General features: G+C 59.9%; 18 protein-coding genes. 4 read left to right on the top strand and 14 right to left on the bottom strand.

Annotated elements, in window-relative coordinates; genetic code table 11:
* Window positions 1–79: 79 nt before the first annotated feature.
* From hutH (AC3IUA_RS01685) to hutC, 8 genes are all read right to left on the bottom strand, one after another.
* On the bottom strand, window positions 80–1,612 hold the full coding sequence (gene hutH / locus AC3IUA_RS01685; RefSeq protein ID WP_489358804.1) for a histidine ammonia-lyase: 1,533 nt from the start codon (window positions 1,610–1,612) through the stop codon (window positions 80–82).
* Window positions 1,613–1,734: 122 nt separating this feature from the next.
* Window positions 1,735–3,273 (bottom strand): histidine ammonia-lyase, encoded by a 1,539-nt coding sequence (gene hutH, locus AC3IUA_RS01680; RefSeq protein ID WP_489358802.1) that lies wholly within the window; start codon window positions 3,271–3,273, stop codon window positions 1,735–1,737.
* A gap of 142 nt (window positions 3,274–3,415) precedes the next feature.
* Window positions 3,416–4,246 (bottom strand): quaternary amine ABC transporter ATP-binding protein, encoded by an 831-nt coding sequence (locus tag AC3IUA_RS01675; protein ID WP_489358801.1) that lies wholly within the window; start codon window positions 4,244–4,246, stop codon window positions 3,416–3,418.
* Window positions 4,243–5,094: an ABC transporter permease gene (locus AC3IUA_RS01670; RefSeq protein ID WP_489358799.1), complete on the bottom strand. Its 852-nt coding sequence runs from the start codon at window positions 5,092–5,094 to the stop codon at window positions 4,243–4,245. The genes AC3IUA_RS01675 and AC3IUA_RS01670 overlap by 4 nt, the downstream gene beginning before the upstream one ends.
* A 69-nt stretch (window positions 5,095–5,163) precedes the next feature.
* Window positions 5,164–6,132, bottom strand: coding sequence for an ABC transporter substrate-binding protein (locus tag AC3IUA_RS01665; protein WP_489358798.1), 969 nt, complete (start codon window positions 6,130–6,132; stop codon window positions 5,164–5,166).
* A 222-nt stretch (window positions 6,133–6,354) separates the two neighbouring features.
* Entirely contained in the window at window positions 6,355–8,034 is a 1,680-nt protein-coding gene (gene hutU / locus AC3IUA_RS01660) for a urocanate hydratase (protein WP_489358797.1), read from the bottom strand.
* Window positions 8,035–8,529: 495 nt separating this feature from the next.
* Entirely contained in the window at window positions 8,530–9,102 is a 573-nt protein-coding gene (locus AC3IUA_RS01655) for a HutD/Ves family protein (RefSeq protein ID WP_489358796.1), read from the bottom strand.
* A gap of 24 nt (window positions 9,103–9,126) precedes the next feature.
* Window positions 9,127–9,837: a histidine utilization transcriptional repressor HutC gene (gene hutC, locus AC3IUA_RS01650; RefSeq protein ID WP_489362201.1), complete on the bottom strand. Its 711-nt coding sequence runs from the start codon at window positions 9,835–9,837 to the stop codon at window positions 9,127–9,129.
* 145 nt (window positions 9,838–9,982) lie between these two features.
* Here hutC and AC3IUA_RS01645 point away from each other — a divergent pair, with 145 nt between their 5' ends.
* The gene (locus AC3IUA_RS01645; RefSeq protein ID WP_489358795.1) at window positions 9,983–11,347 is read left to right on the top strand and encodes a formimidoylglutamate deiminase; all 1,365 of its coding nucleotides are present in this window, start codon (window positions 9,983–9,985) and stop codon (window positions 11,345–11,347) included.
* A gap of 98 nt (window positions 11,348–11,445) precedes the next feature.
* Here the strand turns inward: AC3IUA_RS01645 and AC3IUA_RS01640 are convergent, their stop codons facing one another.
* Window positions 11,446–12,015, bottom strand: a complete 570-nt coding sequence (locus tag AC3IUA_RS01640) for a lipocalin family protein (protein ID WP_489358794.1) — start codon at window positions 12,013–12,015, stop codon at window positions 11,446–11,448.
* Between the two features lie 35 nt (window positions 12,016–12,050).
* On the bottom strand, window positions 12,051–12,305 hold the full coding sequence (locus tag AC3IUA_RS01635) for an outer membrane protein assembly factor BamE (RefSeq protein ID WP_150802296.1): 255 nt from the start codon (window positions 12,303–12,305) through the stop codon (window positions 12,051–12,053).
* A 283-nt stretch (window positions 12,306–12,588) separates the two neighbouring features.
* On the opposite strand from AC3IUA_RS01635, the gene AC3IUA_RS01630 reads away from it, so the two are divergent.
* The 3 genes from AC3IUA_RS01630 to AC3IUA_RS01620 all read left to right on the top strand — a co-directional run bounded on the left by AC3IUA_RS01630 (window position 12,589) and on the right by AC3IUA_RS01620 (window position 15,180).
* Window positions 12,589–14,481 carry a methyl-accepting chemotaxis protein gene (locus AC3IUA_RS01630; protein ID WP_489358792.1) on the top strand — a complete coding sequence of 631 codons (1,893 nt, stop codon included), beginning with the start codon at window positions 12,589–12,591 and terminating at the stop codon, window positions 14,479–14,481.
* A 97-nt stretch (window positions 14,482–14,578) separates the two neighbouring features.
* A complete protein-coding gene (locus tag AC3IUA_RS01625; protein ID WP_489358791.1) occupies window positions 14,579–14,851 on the top strand; it encodes a type II toxin-antitoxin system Phd/YefM family antitoxin in 273 nt (90 codons plus the stop codon).
* On the top strand, window positions 14,848–15,180 hold the full coding sequence (locus AC3IUA_RS01620) for a type II toxin-antitoxin system RelE/ParE family toxin (protein ID WP_489358790.1): 333 nt from the start codon (window positions 14,848–14,850) through the stop codon (window positions 15,178–15,180). Before AC3IUA_RS01625 ends, AC3IUA_RS01620 begins: the two co-directional genes overlap by 4 nt.
* 13 nt (window positions 15,181–15,193) lie before the next feature.
* Here AC3IUA_RS01620 and AC3IUA_RS01615 read toward each other — a convergent pair whose 3' ends face one another.
* The 4 genes from AC3IUA_RS01615 to AC3IUA_RS01600 all read right to left on the bottom strand — a co-directional run bounded on the left by AC3IUA_RS01615 (window position 15,194) and on the right by AC3IUA_RS01600 (window position 22,087).
* Window positions 15,194–15,799, bottom strand: coding sequence for a DUF924 family protein (locus AC3IUA_RS01615; protein WP_489358789.1), 606 nt, complete (start codon window positions 15,797–15,799; stop codon window positions 15,194–15,196).
* Between the two features lie 4 nt (window positions 15,800–15,803).
* A complete protein-coding gene (locus AC3IUA_RS01610; RefSeq protein WP_489358788.1) occupies window positions 15,804–16,814 on the bottom strand; it encodes a class 1 fructose-bisphosphatase in 1,011 nt (336 codons plus the stop codon).
* A 291-nt stretch (window positions 16,815–17,105) separates the two neighbouring features.
* Window positions 17,106–18,479: a DUF3999 domain-containing protein gene (locus AC3IUA_RS01605; protein WP_489358787.1), complete on the bottom strand. Its 1,374-nt coding sequence runs from the start codon at window positions 18,477–18,479 to the stop codon at window positions 17,106–17,108.
* Window positions 18,476–22,087 carry a DUF2339 domain-containing protein gene (locus AC3IUA_RS01600; RefSeq protein WP_489358786.1) on the bottom strand — a complete coding sequence of 1,204 codons (3,612 nt, stop codon included), beginning with the start codon at window positions 22,085–22,087 and terminating at the stop codon, window positions 18,476–18,478. Before AC3IUA_RS01600 ends, AC3IUA_RS01605 begins: the two co-directional genes overlap by 4 nt.
* Window positions 22,088–22,102: the final 15 nt, after the last annotated feature.

Below are 22,102 nucleotides of genomic sequence, written 5' to 3'. Positions count from 1 at the left end.
ACAATCCACCCCTGGGGAGAGGGTTGGGGCGAGGGGTGGATGTAGGGCCTGGCGCAAATGTCAGGCCCCCCCCTTCCAATCACAGGCTCGGCAGCAACTTCGCCATCACCAACTCATTCAGGCAACGCGAGGCCAGCAACTCACTCGCAGCATTGATGTCCGGCGCGAAGAAACGGTCCTTCTCGTAGTACGGCACTTTGCTGCGCAGGATGGCGCGAGCTTCTTCAAGTTTGCTCGAAGTCTTCAGACCGTCGCGCAGGTCGAGGCCCTGGCAGGCGGAGAGCCATTCCACGGCGAGAACACCGCGGGTGTTTTCGGCCATTTCCCAGAGACGCTTGCCGGCGGCAGGCGCCATGGAAACGTGGTCTTCCTGGTTGGCGGAAGTCGGCAGGCTGTCGACCGAATGCGGGTGCGCCAGAGCCTTGTTTTCGCTGGCCAGGGCTGCAGCAGTCACCTGAGCGATCATGAAGCCGGAGTTGACCCCGCCGTTGGCCACCAGGAACGGCGGCAATTGCGACATGTGCTTGTCCATCATCAGCGAGATGCGGCGTTCGCTCAGCGAGCCGATTTCAGCGATGGCCAATGCCATATTGTCCGCTGCCATGGCTACGGGTTCGGCGTGGAAGTTACCGCCGGAGATCACGTCGCCTTCAGCCGCGAACACCAGCGGGTTATCCGACACGGCGTTGGCTTCGATGCTCAGCACTTCAGCCGCTTGACGGAACTGAGTCAGGCAGGCGCCCATGACTTGCGGCTGGCAGCGCAGGGAGTACGGGTCCTGGACCTTCTCGCAGTTCTCGTGGGAGTCGGAGACTTCACTGCGCTCACCCAGCAGATCACGATAAGCCGCAGCGGCGTCGATCTGACCGCGTTGACCGCGAGCATCGTGAATCCGCGCGTCGAACGGCGAGCGCGAGCCCAGTACCGCTTCAACGGTCAAGCCGCCACACGCCACTGCCGCGGCGAACAGGTCTTCGCCTTCGAACAGGCCACGCAGAGCGTAGGCGGTGGAGACCTGGGTACCGTTCAGCAAGGCCAGACCTTCTTTGGCCGCCAGGGTCAGCGGCTCCAGTCCGGCTTGCTTCAGGGCGCTCACTGCGTCCAGCCATTCACCTTTGTAACGCGCCTTGCCTTCGCCCAGCAGCACCAGCGACATGTGGGCCAATGGCGCCAGGTCGCCGGAAGCACCGACCGAACCTTTAAGCGGAATATGCGGGTAAACCTCGGCGTTGATCAGGGCGATCAGCGCATCGATCACCTGACGACGGATGCCGGAGAAACCACGGCTCAGGCTGTTGACCTTGAGCACCATGACCAGGCGCACCAGTGCGTCGCTGATTGGCTCGCCGACGCCGGCAGCGTGGGACAGCACCAGGGAGCGCTGGAGGTTTTCCAGGTCTTCGCTGGCGATGCGAGTCGAGGCCAGCAGGCCAAAACCGGTGTTGATGCCATAGGCAGTGCGGTTTTCAGCGAGGATCTGTTCGACACAGGCCACACTGGCTTCGATCTGCGCCGAAGCGCTGTCGTCGAGGCTGATTTTTACCGGCTGCTGGTAGACAGTCCGCAGCTGGGCAAGGGTCAGTTGGCCGGGAATCAAATTTAGCGCAGTCACTTTTATGCTCCTTTTGAGAGTTTTATTAACTAGCCAGTCGCTCCGGATGATTCCGTTGTCCGTCGCTGCCCGCTTTATGAGGGGGTGGCGCCTTGGCACGCTGGCTTTTGTGGAAACAGGTTTCAGTGCAAATTCGGTAACGCTTTGTGCAGCAATTGCGGGTCGTTCAGTACTGACGCGGCGCTGGCGATATCCGGCGCCAGCCAGCGGTCCTGGTCATAGGCCGGAACGCGCTCGCGCAGCAGTCGCCAGGCGACATCGGTGCCGGCGCCGAAGCATGGCCCCTGAGGAAAGTCGGCTTTGAGAAACTCGAAGGCCTGGGCCGCCAGCAGGTATTCGATGGCGAGGATCTGCGTGCAGTTTTCCAGCGCCTGATGCAGCTTCAGTGCGGCATTGGTGCCCATGCTCAGGTGGTCCTCCTGCAGGCCCGAGGTGACGTAGTTATCGAGCACCGCCGGTTGTGCCAACTGGCGGTTTTGCGCGCAGAGCGAGGCGGCGACGTACTGGACGATCATCATCCCGGAATTGACCCCGGGGTTGCTCACCAGAAACGCCGGCAAGCCGCTGACGTGCGGGTTGATCAGGCGGTCCAGGCGACGCTCGGCGATCGAGCCGATTTCCGCCATGGCAATGGCCAGCAGATCCGCCGCCAACGCCACCGATTGCCCGTGAGGGTTGGCCTGGGACATCACCCGAAAGCTGTCTGGCGTGCCCAATAGCAACGGGTTATCGGTCGCCGCGTTGAGTTCGATTTCGATCTGCCGGGTGGCGTGTTCGAGCTGATCTCGCGCCGCACCATGCACTTGCGGAATCGAACGAATACTCAAGGCATCTTGAGTACGAATGCCTTTGCTGCTGGCGATCACTTCGCTGCCATCAAGCAGGCCGCGCAGGTTGATCCCCACTTGCTGCATGCCCGGATGGGGTTTGAGGGCAATGATTTCAGCGTCGAAGGCGTCGATCTGACCGCGCTGGGCTTCGAAGCTCATGGCGCTGATCACGTCGGCCCACTGGATCAAGCGAGTCGCGTCGGCCAGGGCCAGGCAGCTCAGGCCGGTCATGCACGGTGTGCCATTGACCAGGCACAGACCGTCTTTCGCGCCGAGTTGCACAGGCTTCAAACCTTCTTCAGCCAAGGCTTGCTGCGCCGAGACGATCTGCCCGCGATAGCTGACCTGGCCGACGCCGAGCAGGCTGATGCCGATGTGCGCCATGTGGGTCAGGTAACCGACCGAGCCCTGGGACGGTACTTGCGGGGTAATGCCATGGTTGAGCAGGGCCAGCAGCGCTTCGACCACTTGCCGATGCAGGCCGGACTTGCCCTGGCTGAAATTGATGATCGCCGCGCACATGATCGCCCGCGTCTGTTCGTCGGTCAGAGGAGCACCGACGCCACACGCGTGGCTGAGCAAGGTATTGCGCGACAGTTGGCTGAGCTGCTCGTCTTTGAGCGAGACGTTGCACAGCGCACCCAGACCGGTGTTGACACCATAGGCACGTTCGCCGCTGGCGACAATGCGCTGGACGATGGCCTGGGCATTGTCGATCCGCGCCCATACCTGGGCCGACAGCTCAAGCTGTGCGCCATGACGGGCTACGGCAACCACATCCTGCCAACGCAACGGGGCGTCGGCGATAACGATTTTTTCAGCCTGGGACATCTTCAACCTCATCCAAATCACATCAAAAGATCGCAGCCTGCGGCAGTTCCTGCGCCGACCGAGTGCGCCCTCGAAGCCGCGGCCGTAAGCAACCCCGTAGGAGCTGCCGCAGGCTGCGATCTTTTAGGGGCCTCACTCATTCTCAAACCACCGCAGCACGCCGCTGAACGAAACGATCCACATATTCATCGGCAGGCGAATGGAGGATTTCTTTCGGCGTGCCGACCTGGATCAAGCGGCCGTCCTTGAGAATCGCAATGCGATTACCGATGCGCACGGCTTCGTCGAGGTCGTGGGTGATGAACACGATGGTCTTGTGCAGGGTCTTTTGCAGCTCCAGCAACTGGTCTTGCATCTCGGCGCGGATCAGCGGGTCGAGGGCACTGAAAGCTTCGTCCATCAGGATGATGTCAGTGTCCGCCGCCAGCGCACGGGCCAGGCCGACACGTTGCCGCATACCGCCAGACAGCTGGTGCGGGTATTTGTTTTCGTAGCCTTTGAGGCCCACGGTATTGATCCAGTGCAGCGCGCGTTCAGCGCACACTTCCTTGGTCTCGCCACGAACCTTCAGGCCGTAGGCGACGTTGTCCAGCACCGTCTTGTGGGGCAACAGACCGAAGCTCTGGAACACCATGCTGATCTTGTGCCGACGGAATTCGCGCAGGGCTTCCATGTCGTATTGCAGGATATCCACACCGTCCACCAGGATCGCCCCGCTGGTGGGGTCGATCAGGCGGTTGAAGTGGCGAACCAGGGTCGATTTGCCAGAACCGGACAGGCCCATGATCACGAAGATCTCGCCAGTGCCGATGGACAGCGACAGGTCATTCACGCCGACCACGCAGCCGGTTTCGGCCAGTACCTGATCCTTGCTCTTTTTCTGGCGAATCATCTCCAGCGCATCCTTGGAACGGGCGCCGAAAATCTTGAAGACGTTTTTGACTTCGATCTTGCTGATGGCTGCGTTAGTCATTTGTTCACCTCATGCCGTGGCCGACCGTAGGCCTGAGTAATGCGGTCGATGACCACTGCGAGAATCACGATCGCCAGACCGGCTTCCAGGCCGCGACCGACGTTGAGGGTCTGGATACCGACCAGGACATCTTCGCCCAAGCCACGAGCACCGATCATCGAGGCAATCACCACCATCGACAGCGCCATCATGGTGGTCTGGTTGATCCCGGCCATGATGCTCGGCAGTGCCAGCGGCAGTTGCACGCCGAACAGTTGCTGCATGCGGTTGGCGCCAAAGGCGTTGATCGCTTCCATCACTTCGTTGTCAACCTGACGAATACCCAGATCGGTCAAACGAATCAGCGGCGGCGCGGCGTAGATCACCGTGGCGAAAATCGCCGGAACCTTGCCCAGGCCAAACAGCATCAGCACCGGAATCAGGTACACGAAGCTCGGCATGGTCTGCATGATGTCCAGCAGCGGCATCAGGAACGAACGCAGGCGATTGCTGCGCGCCGAAAGAATGCCCAACGGAATGCCGATCAGTACCGAGATCACCGTCGCCACCATCATCAGCGCCAACGTCTGCATAAGCTTGTCCCAGAGGCCAACCATGCCCACCAGGAACAACAAACCGACGATCACTGCGGTGGTCACCACTTTACGGGTGGCGTGCCAGGCGACGCCGGCTACAATCGCCAGCATCAACCACCAGGGCGCCGCACGCAGCAAGCCTTCGAGGTTGACGATGGCCCACAACAGGGTGTCAGAGATCTGCCGGAACACATCACCGTAGTTGGTGACCAGCGAATCGACCCAACTGTTGACCCAGTCGGCGATGGAGAATGTGAAATTTTCGGGAAACATAAGGTGCTCTCGATCAAGTGGTTGAGGTGAATCCCCCGCCGACCTTACGGCCAGCCGGGAAGGTTCAACCTACAAAGCCGCGTCGATTTTCCTGGCTGCGTCGTCGCTCACCCACGCATGCCAGACTTCAGGATGTTCCTTGAGGAAGATCTTCGCCAGCTTCGGCGATTCGATACGTTCCTTGGCCATGCGCCCCAGGTTCTGGTTGAGCAGGTCGATAGGCAGGTTGACCTTCTCAAGCACAGCGACAAGTTCCGGCGCTTGTTCGTGGAACGTCTTGGACAGTCCGACCTTGATGGTCACGCTCTTGTCCACGCCCGGTTTCTCTTCGAGTTTCACCAGATCCACCTGGCCCATCAACGGGGTTGGCGACCAGTAATAGAACAGGATCGGTTCGCCACGCTTGTAGCTGGAAAGCACCGCCGCATCCAGCGCCGGGCCGGTGCCTGGGCGGAAGTTGGTGTAGCTGCTTTCCAGGCCGTAGCTCTTGAGCATTTCACTGTTGTCCAGTTCACAGGTCCAACCGGCCGGGCAGTTGTAGAAACGGCCCTTGGCGGGCTCTTCCTGGTCCTTGAACACCGCAGAATATTTGCCCAGATCAGCGATGCTTTTCAGGCCCGGAGCCTTGGCTTCCAGTTTACGCTTGGCGTCACCTTCGATCACGTAACGTGGTACGTACCAGCCTTCGATCGCACCGACGACTGGCGCGCCGACACCGACGACTTTGCCGGCCTTCTCAGCCTTGTTCCAGACTTCGCTGCGGCCTACCCACTCCTCGGCAAAGACCTGGATATCGTTGCTGCTCAGGGCGTTTTCCATGGTGATGGAATTGCCTGGCAAGGTGTCGACCTTGCAGTCGTAACCCTTCTCCAGCACCAACTGCAGCACGTCAGTGAGCAGCATGCCGCTTTCCCAGTTCAGTCCGGCGAATTTCACCGGCTTTCCGGATTCGCACCAGCCGGCTGCTTGAGTGGCGCCGGCACTGGCCAACAGGCCCATGGAAAGTAACGTGGTCAGCAGGGTCTTATGCATTTTCATTGTGTGACGCTCCTAAACATGAAATGGATTACGGCAGTCAAGAAGGCATCCAGCCCTGTCCACGTCCAATCAAGGTCTAGACCGCAGCAGCACGGCCCGCCCCACTCAGCTTTTGTTCTGTCACCGCGCCCTGCTCTACCGGCAGGATCAAACGGTCGGGTAACCACGCTGTTCTTTCCCGCAGGTGTTGTGTCAGGCCGCCCATCAAGGGCGGCCGACTTCTCAACCCGTAATCATCGGCAGGTTCAAACCCTGCTCCTTGGCGCAGTCGATCGCGATCTGGTAGCCGGCATCGGCGTGACGCATAACGCCAGTGGCCGGGTCGTTGTGCAGTACACGAGCGATGCGCTCGGCCGCTTCGTCAGTACCGTCGCAGACAATCACCATGCCCGAGTGCTGGGAGAAGCCCATGCCGACGCCGCCGCCGTGGTGCAGGGAAACCCAGGTCGCGCCGCTGGCGGTGTTGAGCAAGGCGTTGAGCAGTGGCCAGTCGGACACGGCATCGGAACCGTCCTGCATGGATTCGGTTTCGCGGTTCGGGCTGGCCACGGAACCGGAGTCCAGATGGTCGCGACCGATTACGATCGGCGCCGACAACTCACCGCTACGGACCATTTCGTTGAACGCCAGACCGAGCTTGGCGCGCAGACCCAGGCCAACCCAGCAGATACGTGCCGGCAGACCCTGGAAGCTGATGCGCTCGCGCGCCATGTCCAGCCAGTTGTGCAGGTGAGCGTCGTCCGGGATCAGTTCTTTTACTTTTGCGTCAGTCTTATAGATGTCTTGCGGATCACCTGACAGTGCAGCCCAACGGAATGGACCGATGCCACGGCAGAACAGCGGACGGATGTAAGCCGGTACGAAACCCGGGAAGTCGAATGCGTTTTCTACGCCTTCTTCTTGCGCCATCTGACGGATGTTGTTGCCGTAGTCGAAGGTTGGAATGCCCATTTTCTGGAAGTCGAGCATGGCTTTGACATGCACGGCCATCGATTGTTTGGCGGCTTTTACCACGGCAGCAGGCTCGGTCTTGGCGCGGGTACGGTACTCGTCCCAGGTCCAGCCTGCTGGCAGGTAACCGTTGAGCGGGTCGTGGGCGCTAGTCTGGTCGGTGACCATGTCCGGGCGCACGCCGCGTTTGACCAGTTCCGGCAGAATTTCAGCCGCGTTGCCGAGCAGGGCGATGGAAATCGCTTTGCCTTCCTTAGTGTATTTGGCGATACGCGCCAGAGCGTCGTCGAGGTCGGCGGCTTGCTCATCGACATAACGGCTGTTCAAACGGAAATCGATGCTGACCTGCTGGCATTCGATGTTCAGCGAGCAGGCACCGGCCAGGGTTGCGGCCAATGGCTGAGCGCCGCCCATGCCACCCAGGCCTGCGGTCAGTACCCAGCGACCTTTGAGGTCGTCGTTGTAGTGTTGGCGACCGGCTTCGACGAAGGTTTCGTAGGTGCCCTGGACGATGCCCTGGCTGCCGATATAGATCCAGCTACCGGCGGTCATCTGGCCGTACATGGCCAGGCCCTTGGCATCCAGTTCGTTGAAGTGCTCCCAGCTCGCCCAGTGTGGAACCAGGTTGGAGTTGGCGATCAGCACGCGCGGCGCGTTGGTGTGAGTCTTGAACACGCCGACCGGCTTGCCGGATTGCACCAGCAGGGTCTCGTCGTCATTCAGGTTGGTCAGGCTTTCGACGATCTTGTCGTAGCATTCCCAGTTACGCGCGGCACGTCCGATACCACCGTAAACCACCAGTTCTTTCGGGTTCTCGGCGACTTCCGGGTCGAGGTTGTTCATCAGCATGCGCAGCGGCGCTTCAGTCAGCCAGCTTTTGGCGGTCAGCTTGTTACCGCGGGCGGCGCGGATTTCAACGTCACGGTATTTCGTCGGTTTATTCTCAGTCACGAAAAGAACTCCTCAGCAATCAATCCAAACCAACCCAGGCAGTGGGCGAGCAAGCCAATGTGCAAGCGGTGCACACCGGCGAATCAGTGGACGATGGTTGAGTCTTCGTGACTCATACGCATACGTCTTTACTTGTACATACAAGCATATGCAATCAAGCGGCCAACTTGCTGGCGAGGCGTTCAAAAAAGATTTGAAACCAGCTGGAAGCCGTCTGGATCAAGGGCTTTTAGGCGGAAGGAATTTTTCTTCGAGGTTTTTTTGAAGGGGAAACAGTTGTTACCGAAGCATGGTTTTGCGCCACGCTGGGGCTTTCGGTAACAACTTGAGAGATGTTGGTGCGCGGGAGGGAACGGTTAAAGGGGGTTGGTTTACGCATGGGAAAATTGGATGGCCAAAAAAAAGATCGCAGCCTGCGGCAGCTCCTACGGAATGTGTGTACACAGGATCCCTTGTAGGAGCTGCCGCAGGCTGCGATCTTTTGGCAATGCGAGATCAGACCACTGTCAGCTCAATCACGCAGCACTGGCCAGCGACGGCAACTTCGAGCAACCCATTGTTACCGTCGAGCTGCAGGCAATCATGCAACCCCAGTACTTCAGGCGCACCGTCACCCAATTCAACCTGCACCTGCGGCGCCACACTGAAAACCAGCAGCGTACTCGCCGAGCTGAAAAACCGCTGCTTGCCTTCAAGCCACTGCAACCGCGCGCTATAGCGGTCCGGCGCATAGATCAGGTTGAAATCGCGAATCGCACCGCCGAGCAGCGCGCAGGAAACCTGGCTCTCGCCGCTGAACACAAACGGGTCCAGCGGTAACAGCGGCCGAGTGTCTTGGCCATCGACCGTCAAGGTCATGCCTGCGCCTTGCAGCACGGTGATGACCCGCTGATAGCCGGCAAAGGTGGAGAACCCGCCCGACTCACCAATATCGGCAATCGACAGACGCCAGCCAAATCCATCCAGGCCGGTACCGGCATCGCGGGTGATTTCTTCGGTGCTGCCGCCGCCGTTTTTCCACGGCATGCGCGGATAGTTGGCCGCGCGCAAAACGTTCAACTGACTCATCTATGTCTCTTTATCTATGTCTCTTTATTTGTGAAACCGTCCTTCCAGACGATGACGGGAACCGGGGTGAATCAAGCGTGCGGCGGTTACCGGCTGACGCCCGGACCAGGTCCGGCGACGAATCAACAGGCATGGCTCACCGCGCTCGATCTGCAGCAACTTGCATTCTTCCGGCTCGGCCAGAATCGCCTCAACCACGTGTTCGCCTTCGGTCAGCGGTGCGACCTGGTTCAGATAGGCGTAGGGCGTTTGCAAGGTGAAGTCTTGTTTGAGGTAATCCGGCGCTACCAGGGCGTTGACGAACCGGTCTTCGATTTGCACCGGAATATCGTTCTCGAAATGCACGATCAGCGAATGGAAAACCTTCTGCCCTTCGCGCATATCCAGCGCGACAGCGCGTTCGGAACCGGCGGACTCTTCGCCAAGAGTGATCACCTTGCAGGTGTGGCGATGGCCGCGGGAGGCGATCTCGTCGGCAATATTGTGCACTTCGAACAAAGCTGACTGGCTCTTCGGTTCAGCGACGAACGTACCGACACCCTGCATGCGCACCAACATACCGTCGGCGGTCATTTCGCGCAGGGCGCGATTGATGGTCATGCGGCTGAAGCCCAACTGGTTGACCAGTTCGCTTTCCGATGGCACACGATAATGCGGCGGCCAGTTTCCACTCTCGATCTGCTGAGTGATCATCTGTTTGACGCGGGCGTACAAGGGCGCCGGACTGTCACCCATTTGGGCAGCCAGCGGGGAGATGGCAGGGGGAGTCGGCACAGGAAATCCTTGTGAGTGAGTAAAGGTTGCTAGCTTGCCGGAGTTTACCGAGCAGGCAAACGTCTGTATATGTATATACAAATAACACACGATGGGGTGCTGAACCATGTCCGCCTTCTTTGCCGAACGCGCGCTACTGCCTAGTGGATGGGCTAACAATGTACGTCTTGAGGTCAGCGCCGATGGCTTGCTGACCCACATCCAGGCCGATGCCAGCGCCGATGGCGCCGAACGGTTGAACGGTCCGCTGCTGCCGGGCATGCCGAATCTGCACTCCCACGCGTTCCAGCGGGCGATGGCCGGGCTGGCGGAAGTTGCCGGTAATCCAAATGACAGTTTCTGGACCTGGCGCGATCTGATGTATCGCCTCGTCGGAAAAATCAGCCCGGAACAACTCGGGATCATCGCCCGTCAGCTCTATATCGAAATGCTCAAGGCCGGCTACACCTCGGTCGCCGAATTTCATTATGTGCATCACGACACCCATGGCCAGCCCTATGCCGACCCGGCCGAGCTGTCGTTGCAGATCAGCCAGGCCGCCAGTGCTGCCGGTATCGGCCTGACCCTGCTGCCAGTGCTCTACAGCCATGCAGGCTTCGGTGGACAAGCACCGAATGAAGGCCAGCGGCGCTTTATCAACAGCACCGAAAGTTATCTGAAGTTGCAGGCGCGTTTGCAGCCGCTGCTGGCGCAACAACCGGCGCAACACGTGGGCCTGTGCTTCCACTCGTTGCGCGCGGTAACACCGCAACAGATCAGCGAGGTACTGGCGGCCAGCGACAAACAGTGCCCGGTGCATATTCATATCGCCGAACAGCAAAAAGAAGTCGACGACTGCCTGAGCTGGAGCGGTCGTCGTCCCTTGCAATGGCTGTACGAAAACACCGAGGTCGATCAGCGCTGGTGCCTGGTCCATGCGACCCACGCCAACCCCGAAGAAGTCACGCTGATGGCCAAGAGCAAAGCCATCGCCGGGCTGTGCCTGACCACTGAAGCCAACCTCGGCGACGGGATTTTCCCGGCAGTGGATTTCCTCGCTCAGGGCGGGCGGATGGGTATCGGTTCCGACAGCCACGTATCACTGAGCGTGGTCGAAGAACTGCGCTGGTTGGAATATGGCCAGCGTCTGCGCGATCAACGGCGCAACCGCCTGTATCGCGGCGATCAGCCGATGGTCGGGCGCACGCTGTATGACGCCGCGCTGGACGGTGGAGCCCAGGCATTGGGTCAACCGATTGGCGCACTGGAAGTGGGCAAGCGTGCCGACTGGCTGGTGCTCGACGGCAACGACCCTTACCTGGCAACGGCAAATGGCGACGCGATTCTCAATCGCTGGCTATTTGCCGGTGGCGATCGCCAGGTGCGGGATGTGCTGGTCAACGGTCAATGGGTGATCCGCGACGGCCATCATGCCAGGGAAGAGGACAGCAGACGGGCGTTTACCCAGGTGTTGCGCGAGTTGTTGGGTTAAAAGCAAAAGATCGCAGCCTGCGGCAGCTCCTACGGAATGTGTATACACAGGATCCCTTGTAGGAGCTGCCGCAGGCTGCGATCTTTTCAGCCACGCCGCTAATTCGAAGTCTTGGCCATCTGGGTATCCGACACTCGCCAGATCAGCCGCGTGGTGTCATACCCTTGCTCGCGCGCCTTGCTCAGCAGCTCCTCACGAACTACCCCATTGACCTCAGGCGAGCGCGACAGCAGCCAAAGGTGCCGACGACTCGGGTCGCCAACGATCGCGGTCTTGTAGTTGTCGCTGACAAACAGTACCCAGTATTCGCCCTTGGACACGCCTGGCAGCAGGCGGGAAATCCAGTTATCGAATTCGACCCAGAGCTTGTCGGTCCTACCGGGAATCTGTGGCGTTGCCGTGCCCCTGGCTTCTTCCCATTGCCATTCGGTCGTCAGGCAGCGGTTCAATACCGCGATATCGCCATCGGCCTTGAGGGTGTAATGGGCTTCGGATTGCGCACAGTTGCGCTGGAAATACATCGGCAGGCGGGCCAGCTCGTACCAGGTCCCTTGGTAACGCTTGAGATTGACGCTGTTGACGGTCTTGGGCGCCAAAGGATCATTGCCAGAGGTGGCACAGCCGGCCAATATCAGGCCGGCTAAAAGAACTATTACGAACCGCATCATTATTTTTCTCCCGTGGGCTCAAAGCCCCGGTTTTTTTACTTCAGGCCTTGCCCGGAAAACATTAATACTTTGTCACCGGCGTACTGCACGCTGATAAAGCTGTTCTTGTCACCCCAGGTGCAACTGGACATACCCAGGGCGCCAGAGCAATCCGATGGCTTACCCAGCAAGGTTTCGACTTCGGCTTTAGGCATGCCTGTCGAAAGCTTCGAGTAGTTTTCCTGGTTTACCTTGCTGCACGCGGCCAGCAGCACGCAGAACGACAACAAGGCAAGAGATCGCAGCGACATGGTGAAACTCCTGGGAGGAAGGGGGAAGGCATGGCTGCCAACCAGAAGCTTAGAAGAGAAAAGGTCCATCTGGTTCCCGACGCCATTGGCTATTTCTTGCGCCGTCTATCCGCTAATTCCTCCTCAAATCAAGCTCTTTTCCGGGTTCAAGAGTATTTCGTCAAGATTTGCCAAAAGCGCCTCATTCTTGGCGCTCACCGGTCGACATATAAGCAGTGCAAAGCCCTTCACTGTGGCAAATTGACGCCCACTCGCTGACCAGTCCCTCGCGGTAGTTCATTTAATGACCAGAAACATGAAATTCAGCCACAAGATTCTGCTTGCAGCCGCGCTTGTGGTCGCCGTTGCATTTGCCTGCTTCATCCTGTTCAACGACTACCACCAGCGCCAGACCTTGCGCAGCAGCACCGAATCCTCAATGCAGGAACTCGGTAGCCTGACCACCAGCAACATCCAGACCTGGCTGGAAAGCCGCATGCAGTTGCTACAATCGCTGGCCCAGCAAATCGCCGTCGACGGCAGCGCGCCTGACAGCCTGAAACGCGCCATCGGCTTACCGGCCTATACGAGCAATTTCCAGCTCAGTTACTTCGGTGGCCAGGACGGCGTAATGTTTTCGGTTCCGGCGGGTAACCGTGCGGCCGACTATGACCCGCGCTCCCGTGGTTGGTACAAAGCAGCCAACAGCGCCCGGCAGACCATCGTTACCGAGCCTTACATCGCTGCGTCCTCGGGCAAACTGGTGATCACCGTCGCCACCCCGGTACAACACCAGAGCCAGTTCATCGGCATCGCCGGCGCCGATATCGACCTCAGCAGCGTCAGCGCGATCATCAACTCGTTGAACTTCGGCGGCCATGGCCACGCCTTTATCGTCAGCGCAGACGGCAAGATCCTGATCCACCCGGACAGCAAACTGGTGCTTAAAAGCCTGGTCGACGCGTATCCCAACGGTGCTCCCAAGGTCAGCCCGGGCATGAAGGAAGTTGAAGTGAACGGCAAGTCGCAGTTTATCTCCTTCACCCACGTCAACGGTGTGCCTTCGGCGGACTGGTATCTGGCGCTGGTGCTCGACCAAGACACCGCGTTCTCGATGCTCGGTGAATTCCGCACTTCGGCAATCATTGCCATGCTCATCGCCGTAGTGATCATCATCGCGTTGCTGGGCCTGCTGATCCGTGTGCTGATGCAACCACTGCTGACCATGGGCCGTGCGATGCACGATATCGCCGAAGGTGAAGGCGACCTGACCCGGCGCCTGACGATCCAGAACCAGGACGAATTCGGCGCCCTGGGCATATCCTTCAACCGTTTCGTCGAGCGGATTCACACCTCGATCCGCGAAGTAGCGTCGGCCACCGGCCAGGTCAACGAAGTGGCCTTGCGCGTGGTCAGCGCTTCCAACTCGTCGATGTTCAACTCCGACCAGCAGGCCTCGCGCACCAGCAGCGTCGCCGCGGCGATCAATCAACTGGGCGCCGCCGCCCAGGAAATAGCCCAGAACGCCGCCCTCGCCTCGCAGCACTCCAGCGACGCCCGCAGCCTGGCCGAAGATGGTCAGCTGGTGGTGGATAAAACCATCGCCGCGATGCAACAACTGTCGGCCAAGATCAGTGATTCGTGCGGCAATATCGAAACACTGAACAGCAATACGGTGAACATCGGGCAGATCCTCGAAGTGATCACCAGCATCTCGCAACAGACCAACCTGCTGGCGCTTAACACGGCGATCGAAGCCGCCCGCGCCGGTGAAGCCGGACGCGGCTTTGCGGTGGTCGCCGACGAAGTGCGCAACCTTGCCCACCGCACCCAGGATTCGGCGCAGCAAGTGCAGAAGATGATCGAAGAACTGCAAGTCGGCGCCCGCGAGGCCGTCCTCACCATGACCGACAGCCAGCGCCAGAGCGAAAGCAGTGTGGGTATCGCCAACCAGGCCGGCGAACGCCTGGGCAGTGTGACCCAGCGCATTGGTGAGATCGACGGGATGAACCAGTCGGTGGCCACCGCCACCGAGGAACAGACCGCTGTGGTCGAGTCGATCAACGTCGATATCACCGAGATCAACACCCTCAACCAGGAAGGCGTGGAAAACTTGCAGTCGACCTTGCGCGCCTGCGCGGACCTGGAACAGCAAGCGGCACGGTTGAAACAACTGGTGGGTAGTTTCAGGATTTAATCCACACATCGTACCCGAGGTGCACTTGTCTGGCGGAACTGACGCAGGACTGAATTAAGACTAAACTCAGTCCTGCTCACCCAGACGAGATCACACCATGAAGCTTTCATCCCAGATCAAACCCATCAGCTACTTGAAAAGCCATACAGCTGAAATCGTCAAGACCATCACCGAGAGTCGAGAGCCTTTGGTCATAACCCAAAACGGCGAAGCAAAACTGGTGGTGATGGATGTAAAGAGTTTCGAAGAGCTGGAAGATACGATGGCCCTGCTAAAGCTACTCGCGATGGGCAATCGCGAGATCGACGAGGGCAAATTCAGAGATGCGGAGGACGTTTTTGCAGAACTGGATAAGGCCGATCATCAATGAGTTTTAATGTCGTCATTCTTCAGTCCGCAGAAACAGACCTCAAAGAACTACGAAGCCATATCACAAAACAATTCTCTGCCCAGACATGGCAAAGCACCTACGCCAATCTAAAGACAGCTATTCGACATTTGGGGCCACTGCCTTATGCAGGATCAATCCCCGAAGAGATCGAGAAGCTAAATCTCAGCCAGTACCGACAGATTTTGTCAGGAACGAACCGGATCATTTATGAGGTGCGGGACCAGACCGTCTTCATCCATATCATTGCCGACACCCGAAAAAACTTGCCAACACTGCTGATGAAACGGCTGCTGCAAGTCAATCCGTGAGTTGACGTAGTGCCTAGAACCGCGCCCCCGGCTCTTTCAAAAACGCCAACTCTTCAGGCGTGGAAACCCGCCCCAGTACTTCGTTGCGATGGGGAAACCGGCCAAACCGGGCGATGATTTTCTGATGCCGTTCGGCGTAGTCGAGATGGTCGGCAAACACGGGCTGATCGGCCAGCGGTTGCTCTGCTTGCAAGGCAGCAAATCGCGACACACCTTCGTTCTGCACCGCGAGGTTCTCGCAATGTTCAAACACCAGGTAGATGAACGCCCTGCGCATGGCCGGTAGTTGTCGATCGAAATCCGCGGCAATCCCTTGAGCCACCAGCGCTTGAGCACGCAGGTCACCCGAAAAGGCCTTGGGGGTATCGCGATAGATCATTCGCGGCAATTGATCGAGCAACAGCACCAAGGCCAGCCAGCCTTGCGGGCATTGCGCCCACTCAGCCAATTCGCCGGCCAGTGCCTGCTCGACCCAGGCCCCGAAGCGCTCACGCGCTTCGAGGTCCTGGCTGTCGCGATTGCCAAACCACAGCTTGCTCTTGGCAGCCACCACTTCGGCGGGCCGCTCCTCGGCTGAACCGAACCACCAATCGAGCAACAGCTGCCAAGGCGCAGGCATGGGTTTACTCCTTGTGGTAAGCGGTGACGCGCTCGACTTCTTCTTTCGAACCAAGGAACACCGCTACACGCTGGTGCAGACCTTCAGGCTGAATGTCGAGAATCCGCTGGTGGCCGTCGGTGGAAATACCGCCCGCTTGCTCGACCAGGAACGACATCGGGTTGGCTTCGTACATCAGGCGCAGTTTGCCCGGCTTGGACGGATCGCGGTTGTCGCGCGGGTACATGAACAGGCCGCCACGGGTCAGGATGCGATGCACATCGGCAACCATCGCGGCAATCCAGCGCATGTTGAAGTTCTTTTTCAGCGGACCTTCTTCACCGGCCAGCAACTCGCTGACGTAGCGCTGTACCGGAGCTTCCCAGTGACGCTGGTTGGACATGTTGATGGCGAATTCCTGGGTGGTTTCCGGGATCTTGATGTCTTCGTGGGTCAGCACGAAGCTGCCCATTTCACGGTCCAGGGTGAAGCCTTTGACGCCGTCGCCCAGGGTCAGCACCAGCATGGTTTGTGGACCGTAGATGGCATAGCCGGCAGCGACCTGCTGGGTACCCGGCTGCAGGAAAGCCTTCTCGCTGAGGGTTTCGTTCTGGCTCAGGTGCTCGCTCGGGCAACGCAGTACCGAGAAGATGGTGCCTACCGAAACGTTGACGTCGATGTTCGACGAACCGTCCAGCGGGTCGAAAACCAGCAGGTACGCGCCTTTCGGGTATTTGCCCGGGATCTGGTAGGCATTGTCCATTTCTTCGGACGCCATGCCGGCCAGGTGACCACCCCATTCGTTGGCTTCGAGCAGGATTTCGTTGGAAAGCACGTCGAGTTTCTTCTGCACTTCACCTTGCACGTTTTCAGTGCCCATGCTGCCCAGAACACCACCCAGGGCGCCTTTGGAGACGGCGTGGCTGATTTCCTTGCAAGCACGCGCCACCACTTCGATCAGGAAACGCAGATCGGCAGGAGTGTTGTTGCTACGGGTCTGCTCAATCAAATAGCGACTCAAGGTAACGCGGGACATGGATGGCTCCGGAGAAAGGGGGGGGCTAAAAACCCGCGCAGTTTAACGCGAGTCGGGGCGCTTTTCCTCTTATCAGACGTGATCCGCCCCATAGAGTTCATGTGCCGGGTTGAGCGTAGCCCGAAACCGACCGAAGGTGGCTGAAGATTTTCCACCACTTCAGCAATTCTCTGTGGCCGAGAGAGCGTCATCGCGAGCAAGCCCGCTCCCACATTATTTGATCGTATTTCTTCTATGGGAGCAGCGGTGCGGCGATCCGGCTTGCCCGCGAATGGTGCGAAGCACCAACCGTCAGGTTTTCACCGGTGGTTGGCGCAACAGACTGAACGCCATGAGCGCGAGAAAAAGCACACCCAGCAACAACACCGCCCACAAACCGATTTTCTTCCAGTCGGTGCCCACGACAATCGGTGATGTCGCAGTGGTTGATGGAGCGAACAACAAACCACCGTCCACTTTTGCCTGACCCAAGGCCGCCAGACGCCCGGGACTGTAATCAGGGATCAAGGTCGGCAGCGGCAGATTTGCCGCTTTCACCGCCGGGTTGCCCAGGGCCAGGGTATACGGCGCTGCTCCACGAGCGAGAAACACCAACTGCGTCGCCCGCACGGCAAAGTGCACGGCCGGGGCTTCAGCGCCCAGGCCTCCACCGCGCTCGTCGACGACCAGCTTCAATTGCTGGACAGTCTGACCGGGCACCTGCAATTCATCTTGCACCACATCCTGGCCATTCTGGGTCAGGCGATAAAGCAACCCGCTGCTCAACGGCTGCCACGCCTGGCTACTTTCGCGACGACCGTACAAGGTAACGGGAGCAAGGCTGTTAGCCTGACTCAGCGCCACCCGCAAGCGCTCGATGTTCAGGCCAGCGGGCAGTTGCCAGGTGTATTCACCCGCCCTCACGCTACTCCCGGCCAGCGGCTGCGACCAGCTCAAAGGCAGCGGCAGGCTGTTGATGCTGGCGCTTTCCAGTTGGGCTGAAGTGAGGATCGGCACCGACTGCCGGGTGTCCCACAACAAGCGCAGATACCGCGCCGGCTGCCCCGGCAAAGCGACCTCCTGCTGCTCGATCCGCTCGTCGGCAAACGACAGGCGCGCCACCTGCCCTTCGCCCCACGATTGCCAATGCTGCAAATCGTCACTGGCTTCAATGCTGAAGCGTTGGAAACCTTCCCGCTCACTGTCCCAATCGAGAATCAACTGCTGCAACGGCGCCTTGATTGCGCTGACATCCAGCAACCAGCCACGCAGCACTTCCTCGCCGGCCTCAATCTGGCCGGAGGGCCGGACTTCGACCAGGGTGCCGTTTGCACTCGATTTCACCTGGATACTCGGGGTGGCGTCGCTGGCGTCCGTCGAGCTGTAGAGCGGGAACCATTTAACGTCGGTCAAGGCGCGGTTTTCGCTGGTCTGTGCCTGCTCCCGGGCTAGCGCATAGGCCTGGACTTCACCGGCAGCATTGAACACCCGCACGTCGCCGAGATCGGTCTGACGTGCGTTCAGTTGCACTGCCAGCGGTAATTCAAGGCGGTACCACGGACTCTCGCCGCTCAGGGTCAACGGCATTTGAGTGGTAAAATCCCCCGGTTTCTCCTGGGCATTGGCCGACAGTGCCACACACAACCCGACAGCCCCTAACCAGCCCAGACTCAGCTTCTGACTCAAGATGACACTCCTTCAGATTCATTGGCCGACTTTCCAGCTGCCGGTTCGGTTTCGGCACGCTTGGGCGGCAGCGGCGCGAAATAGCCCACCACCAGCAGCAACACCCCCACACCGATAAACGACACGATCCGCGCCAGCCCGCCACGGTTACTCAACTCGACAAAAAGCAGTTTGGCGACCACCACGGCGATCAGCAACGCGCCGATCAACCAGACTTCGCGACGGTGACGCAAATGGCCGCCGATCATCAGACTCAGGGCAATCAGCGTCCAGACGATCGACAGTCCGGCTTGCACCAGCATCGACTGCAACAGCGCGTCCAACTCGAACGGCACACCGCCCCAATGGTGAGCGCTGCGCATCACCAATGCGGTGAAGAAGGCGAACAACAAGACGCCAACCACCCGTTGTGTGGCAGGCTCGACAGCGTCGGAGCGAGTTGCCCATTGCCTGAGCGCACTGCGCGACCAGGCATAAACCCCGAACAGGGCGAACAACAGCCCCACCTCCAGCGGGTTGAGCAGCGGCACATAGGGCAGCGGCTCGGCGGTACCGTCACTGGCGATGTTCGCCAGCCAAAACCAGCCAAGCATCAACACTGCCAACGGCAACGCCGCATAAAAGCGATACTCGGGGGAATGGCTCGAGACCGGCCACCGCCAGTTGCGAGGGGCAGCCATCAGCACCAGATACAGACTTGGCAGAATCGCCCAACCCAGCCAGCGCCAGGCGTTGTATTGCTCGGACAACAGCAGCAGGCCGTAACGCAGTTCCAGCGCCAGTACGCCAATCAGCAGCCAGCAACCCAGTACATGGGCGGCGCTCAAGGCCGCAGCGGGCAGCATCGGCGCCAAACGCCGCAACGCGAAGAAGTGCACGATAAACACCGCCACCCACGCCAGCCAGCCGAAATGGGCTGCCGGGTGATAACGAGCGTGCCATGCCGCGACCAATACCAGACTCGCTGTCAGTACCAGCAAGGTGCAGAGCAGACCCAGCGCCGGCCACTTCAAGCGCAAGGCCAACAGGCACCACAGCGCCACACTCAGCGCCGCGACGCCGAGCAACCACGTGGCTTGCAGATCCGCCGGGGCAAAGCGCAACACTTCGCTGATCAGCGCCAGCGCCCACCAGGCCGCGCCCCACACCAGCAGCAGTTCGGACAAAGTCTGTAAACTCAAGGCATCGAAGGCCGTTGCATGACCGCCTCGCTGCAAGCGCCAGGCACCGACCAACGCCGCCAACCCGAGCACCATCGGCGTCCAGAAGCCGCCATGAGCCAGTGGCCGCACCCCTTCACTGGACAACGGCCCGAGCAGATCGGGCCCGGCAATCAGGAACGCCGCGCCGCCAATCAACTGCAACAGCAGACCAAAGACAAAACTCACGCGCTGCTGCATGTACAAGCTCAGCCAGATGATCATCAGACCGCTGGCAGCCCACACCGCGCTCGCCGTTTGCCATGGCAGCACAAACAATACCGCCAGATTGATCAGCACCAGTCCCGCCAGCAATACCACCGACAGGCCGCGCAGCAGTCGCATGTCATTGCGCACCATGTCATCACGTGCCGCCAGCAACATGCCACCGATCAACGCCAGGCCGATCAAGGAGGCACTGAGCAAACCGCTCCAGCCGGCACTGAATACTGCAGAGTCGTCCTGCGCGCCTTGCAGCCGCAGCAGGAACAACGCGCCACCGAGCAGTTGCACAGCGAAGGCGCTGAACAGGAACGTCCGCGATTGCAGGCGCAGGCCGACGAACAAGGTCGCCAGCCCCGCCAGTGCCCAACTGATAGCGGTACCCTGGGTGAAGAAGAACAAGGGAGCCAGCAGATAAAGAAATACCAGGCCGCCGCAAGCCAACACCGGCAGCGCTTTACGCTCCGGGTTCGACGCTTGCCCCGGCAGGGCTTTGCGCAATTGATAGAAACTGAACAACAAGGCTGCGCCCAGCATCAGCGCCCCGAGCGGTGCGCCGTCCAACAGGCTGGTCTCGCCACCCCGCAGTTCACTGAGGAATGCCAGCGCCGAGCCCACTTGCAGCAGCAAGGCAAACGCCCGTGCCAAAGGTCGCTGCTGACGCAGGCCAAGCCAGAAAATCCCTGCGCCTTCCACCGCCCAGGCTGCCGCCGTCCACCGCGCATCCAGGCCCAGCGGAATCGCCAGGCTGGCGAAAATCACCCCCAGTGCCAGGCAGGTTTCCCCGAGCAACAGTGCTCGCCCACCGGCGAGCAAGCGGGCCAGGCCGATATAGACGATGCCCAGCGCCAGCGCGCTGAACGCCGCGGCGAACTGCAGATGCTGGACCAGCGCGAACTGCAAGCCGAAACCAATCAGCGGCGGGCCGAACAGCATAGTGCCGTCGACGTAATCGCCCTTGCGCGCCGACCAGCGCAGCAGCGCTTCGCGGCCGGCGTCTGCGGGTGCATCGCTCAGCTCCAGCAACGTGCGCCGCGCGAATAACAGCCCGATTGCCAGGTACATCAGAAAGAACAGAATCAGGAACGGTTCGGTGCTCCACAACAGTTGCGCGGTGTAAGAGCGCAGCCCCCAGGCGAAACCAATGCCGAAGGTGCCGACGAAACCGATCAGATTGAGCAGGCGCCAGGCCTTGAACCAGGCAATGGCCAGGATGCCAGCGTTGAGCAAGGCGAAATAGCTGAACAACGCGACATGGTTGCCAGCACCCGTGGAGGTCAGGATCGGCGCGGCAAAACCACCGAGGGCCGCCGCCGCAGCCAGGCCCAGCGCATCCTGGGTGATCGCCAGAATCGCCGAGAACAGCGTGACCACCACCAGCAAGCCTAAAGCGGCAGTCGGATCAAGCAGCGGATGCAGGCGCATGGCGGCGAACACCGTCAGGTATAGCACCGCGATCCCCGTACCCTGCAACATCAGCGCGTAGCTACTGTTGCGCAAACGCAGCCACCAACCCAGCCCCAACAGGCCCAGGGCACAAGCGGCAACCCCGGCATAACGCAGCTCGATCGGCACCACCATGCCTTCGGTGGCATAGCGCAGCAGGAACGCCAACCCGAGAAACAACAGCACCGCACCGACCCGCAGCACAGTGTTACCGCCGAACAGCCAATTGCGCGCACTGCTCATGGCGCGCTCAATCAGGTTCGGTTCACGGGGGCCTGCCGGTTTTCTCGGCTCGCTGGCAGCGGGCGCTGGCTTCCACGCATCGACTGGCGGTGGCTTGCTCAGTTGCGGCGCGACGTCAAATTGCTCGCGTTCGAGCTCAGCCGGCCAATCCCAGACCAGTTCGGGAACCGCACGCAAAGACGCCGGAATCGGTTCCGGCGCTTCGCTCAAGACAACTTCAGGAGGGGAATAGGGCTGGGCAGCTTCACTGGCAGCGCTCGGTTCGCCAGCTCTGATTCCAGAGGCTTCAAGCAGTGCCAGGCGCTGCTCGACAGCCGCTAAAGCCTTCTGCGCCAGTTCCAGCTGCTGGCGCTGCTGCGCCGCTTGCGAACTCAGACCCGTAACGCGAATCGTCAGCCCGACACCAAGCCCGATCAGGGCACCCAGCAAGGCATCGCTGAAGGACTCATCGAGCATCCAGCCCAGCACCAGCCCTATCAGCATGAAAATCCATTGCATGGTCGATATCCCTAA

This window comes from Pseudomonas sp. KH_050 (assembly GCF_057838875.1).
The sequence above is the reverse complement of the archived record's forward strand: the minus strand, read 5'-3'. Positions and strand labels throughout refer to the sequence as shown.

What these genes read in the sequence shown, in the direction of transcription:
- AC3IUA_RS01655 (WP_489358796.1), bottom strand. Translation starts at nt 9,102, where the DNA reads ATGAGTCAGTTGAACGTTTTGCGCGCGGCCAACTATCCGCGCATGCCG.
- AC3IUA_RS01640 (WP_489358794.1), bottom strand. Translation starts at nt 12,015, where the DNA reads ATGATGCGGTTCGTAATAGTTCTTTTAGCCGGCCTGATATTGGCCGGC.
- hutC (WP_489362201.1), bottom strand. Translation starts at nt 9,837, where the DNA reads ATGGGTGACAGTCCGGCGCCCTTGTACGCCCGCGTCAAACAGATGATC.
- AC3IUA_RS01630 (WP_489358792.1), top strand. Translation starts at nt 12,589, where the DNA reads ATGACCAGAAACATGAAATTCAGCCACAAGATTCTGCTTGCAGCCGCG.
- hutH (WP_489358802.1), bottom strand. Translation starts at nt 3,273, where the DNA reads ATGTCCCAGGCTGAAAAAATCGTTATCGCCGACGCCCCGTTGCGTTGG.
- AC3IUA_RS01620 (WP_489358790.1), top strand. Translation starts at nt 14,848, where the DNA reads ATGAGTTTTAATGTCGTCATTCTTCAGTCCGCAGAAACAGACCTCAAA.
- AC3IUA_RS01675 (WP_489358801.1), bottom strand. Translation starts at nt 4,246, where the DNA reads ATGACTAACGCAGCCATCAGCAAGATCGAAGTCAAAAACGTCTTCAAG.
- AC3IUA_RS01615 (WP_489358789.1), bottom strand. Translation starts at nt 15,799, where the DNA reads ATGCCTGCGCCTTGGCAGCTGTTGCTCGATTGGTGGTTCGGTTCAGCC.
- AC3IUA_RS01645 (WP_489358795.1), top strand. Translation starts at nt 9,983, where the DNA reads ATGTCCGCCTTCTTTGCCGAACGCGCGCTACTGCCTAGTGGATGGGCT.
- AC3IUA_RS01600 (WP_489358786.1), bottom strand. Translation starts at nt 22,087, where the DNA reads ATGCAATGGATTTTCATGCTGATAGGGCTGGTGCTGGGCTGGATGCTC.
- AC3IUA_RS01635 (WP_150802296.1), bottom strand. Translation starts at nt 12,305, where the DNA reads ATGTCGCTGCGATCTCTTGCCTTGTTGTCGTTCTGCGTGCTGCTGGCC.
- AC3IUA_RS01665 (WP_489358798.1), bottom strand. Translation starts at nt 6,132, where the DNA reads ATGAAAATGCATAAGACCCTGCTGACCACGTTACTTTCCATGGGCCTG.
- AC3IUA_RS01670 (WP_489358799.1), bottom strand. Translation starts at nt 5,094, where the DNA reads ATGTTTCCCGAAAATTTCACATTCTCCATCGCCGACTGGGTCAACAGT.
- AC3IUA_RS01625 (WP_489358791.1), top strand. Translation starts at nt 14,579, where the DNA reads ATGAAGCTTTCATCCCAGATCAAACCCATCAGCTACTTGAAAAGCCAT.
- AC3IUA_RS01610 (WP_489358788.1), bottom strand. Translation starts at nt 16,814, where the DNA reads ATGTCCCGCGTTACCTTGAGTCGCTATTTGATTGAGCAGACCCGTAGC.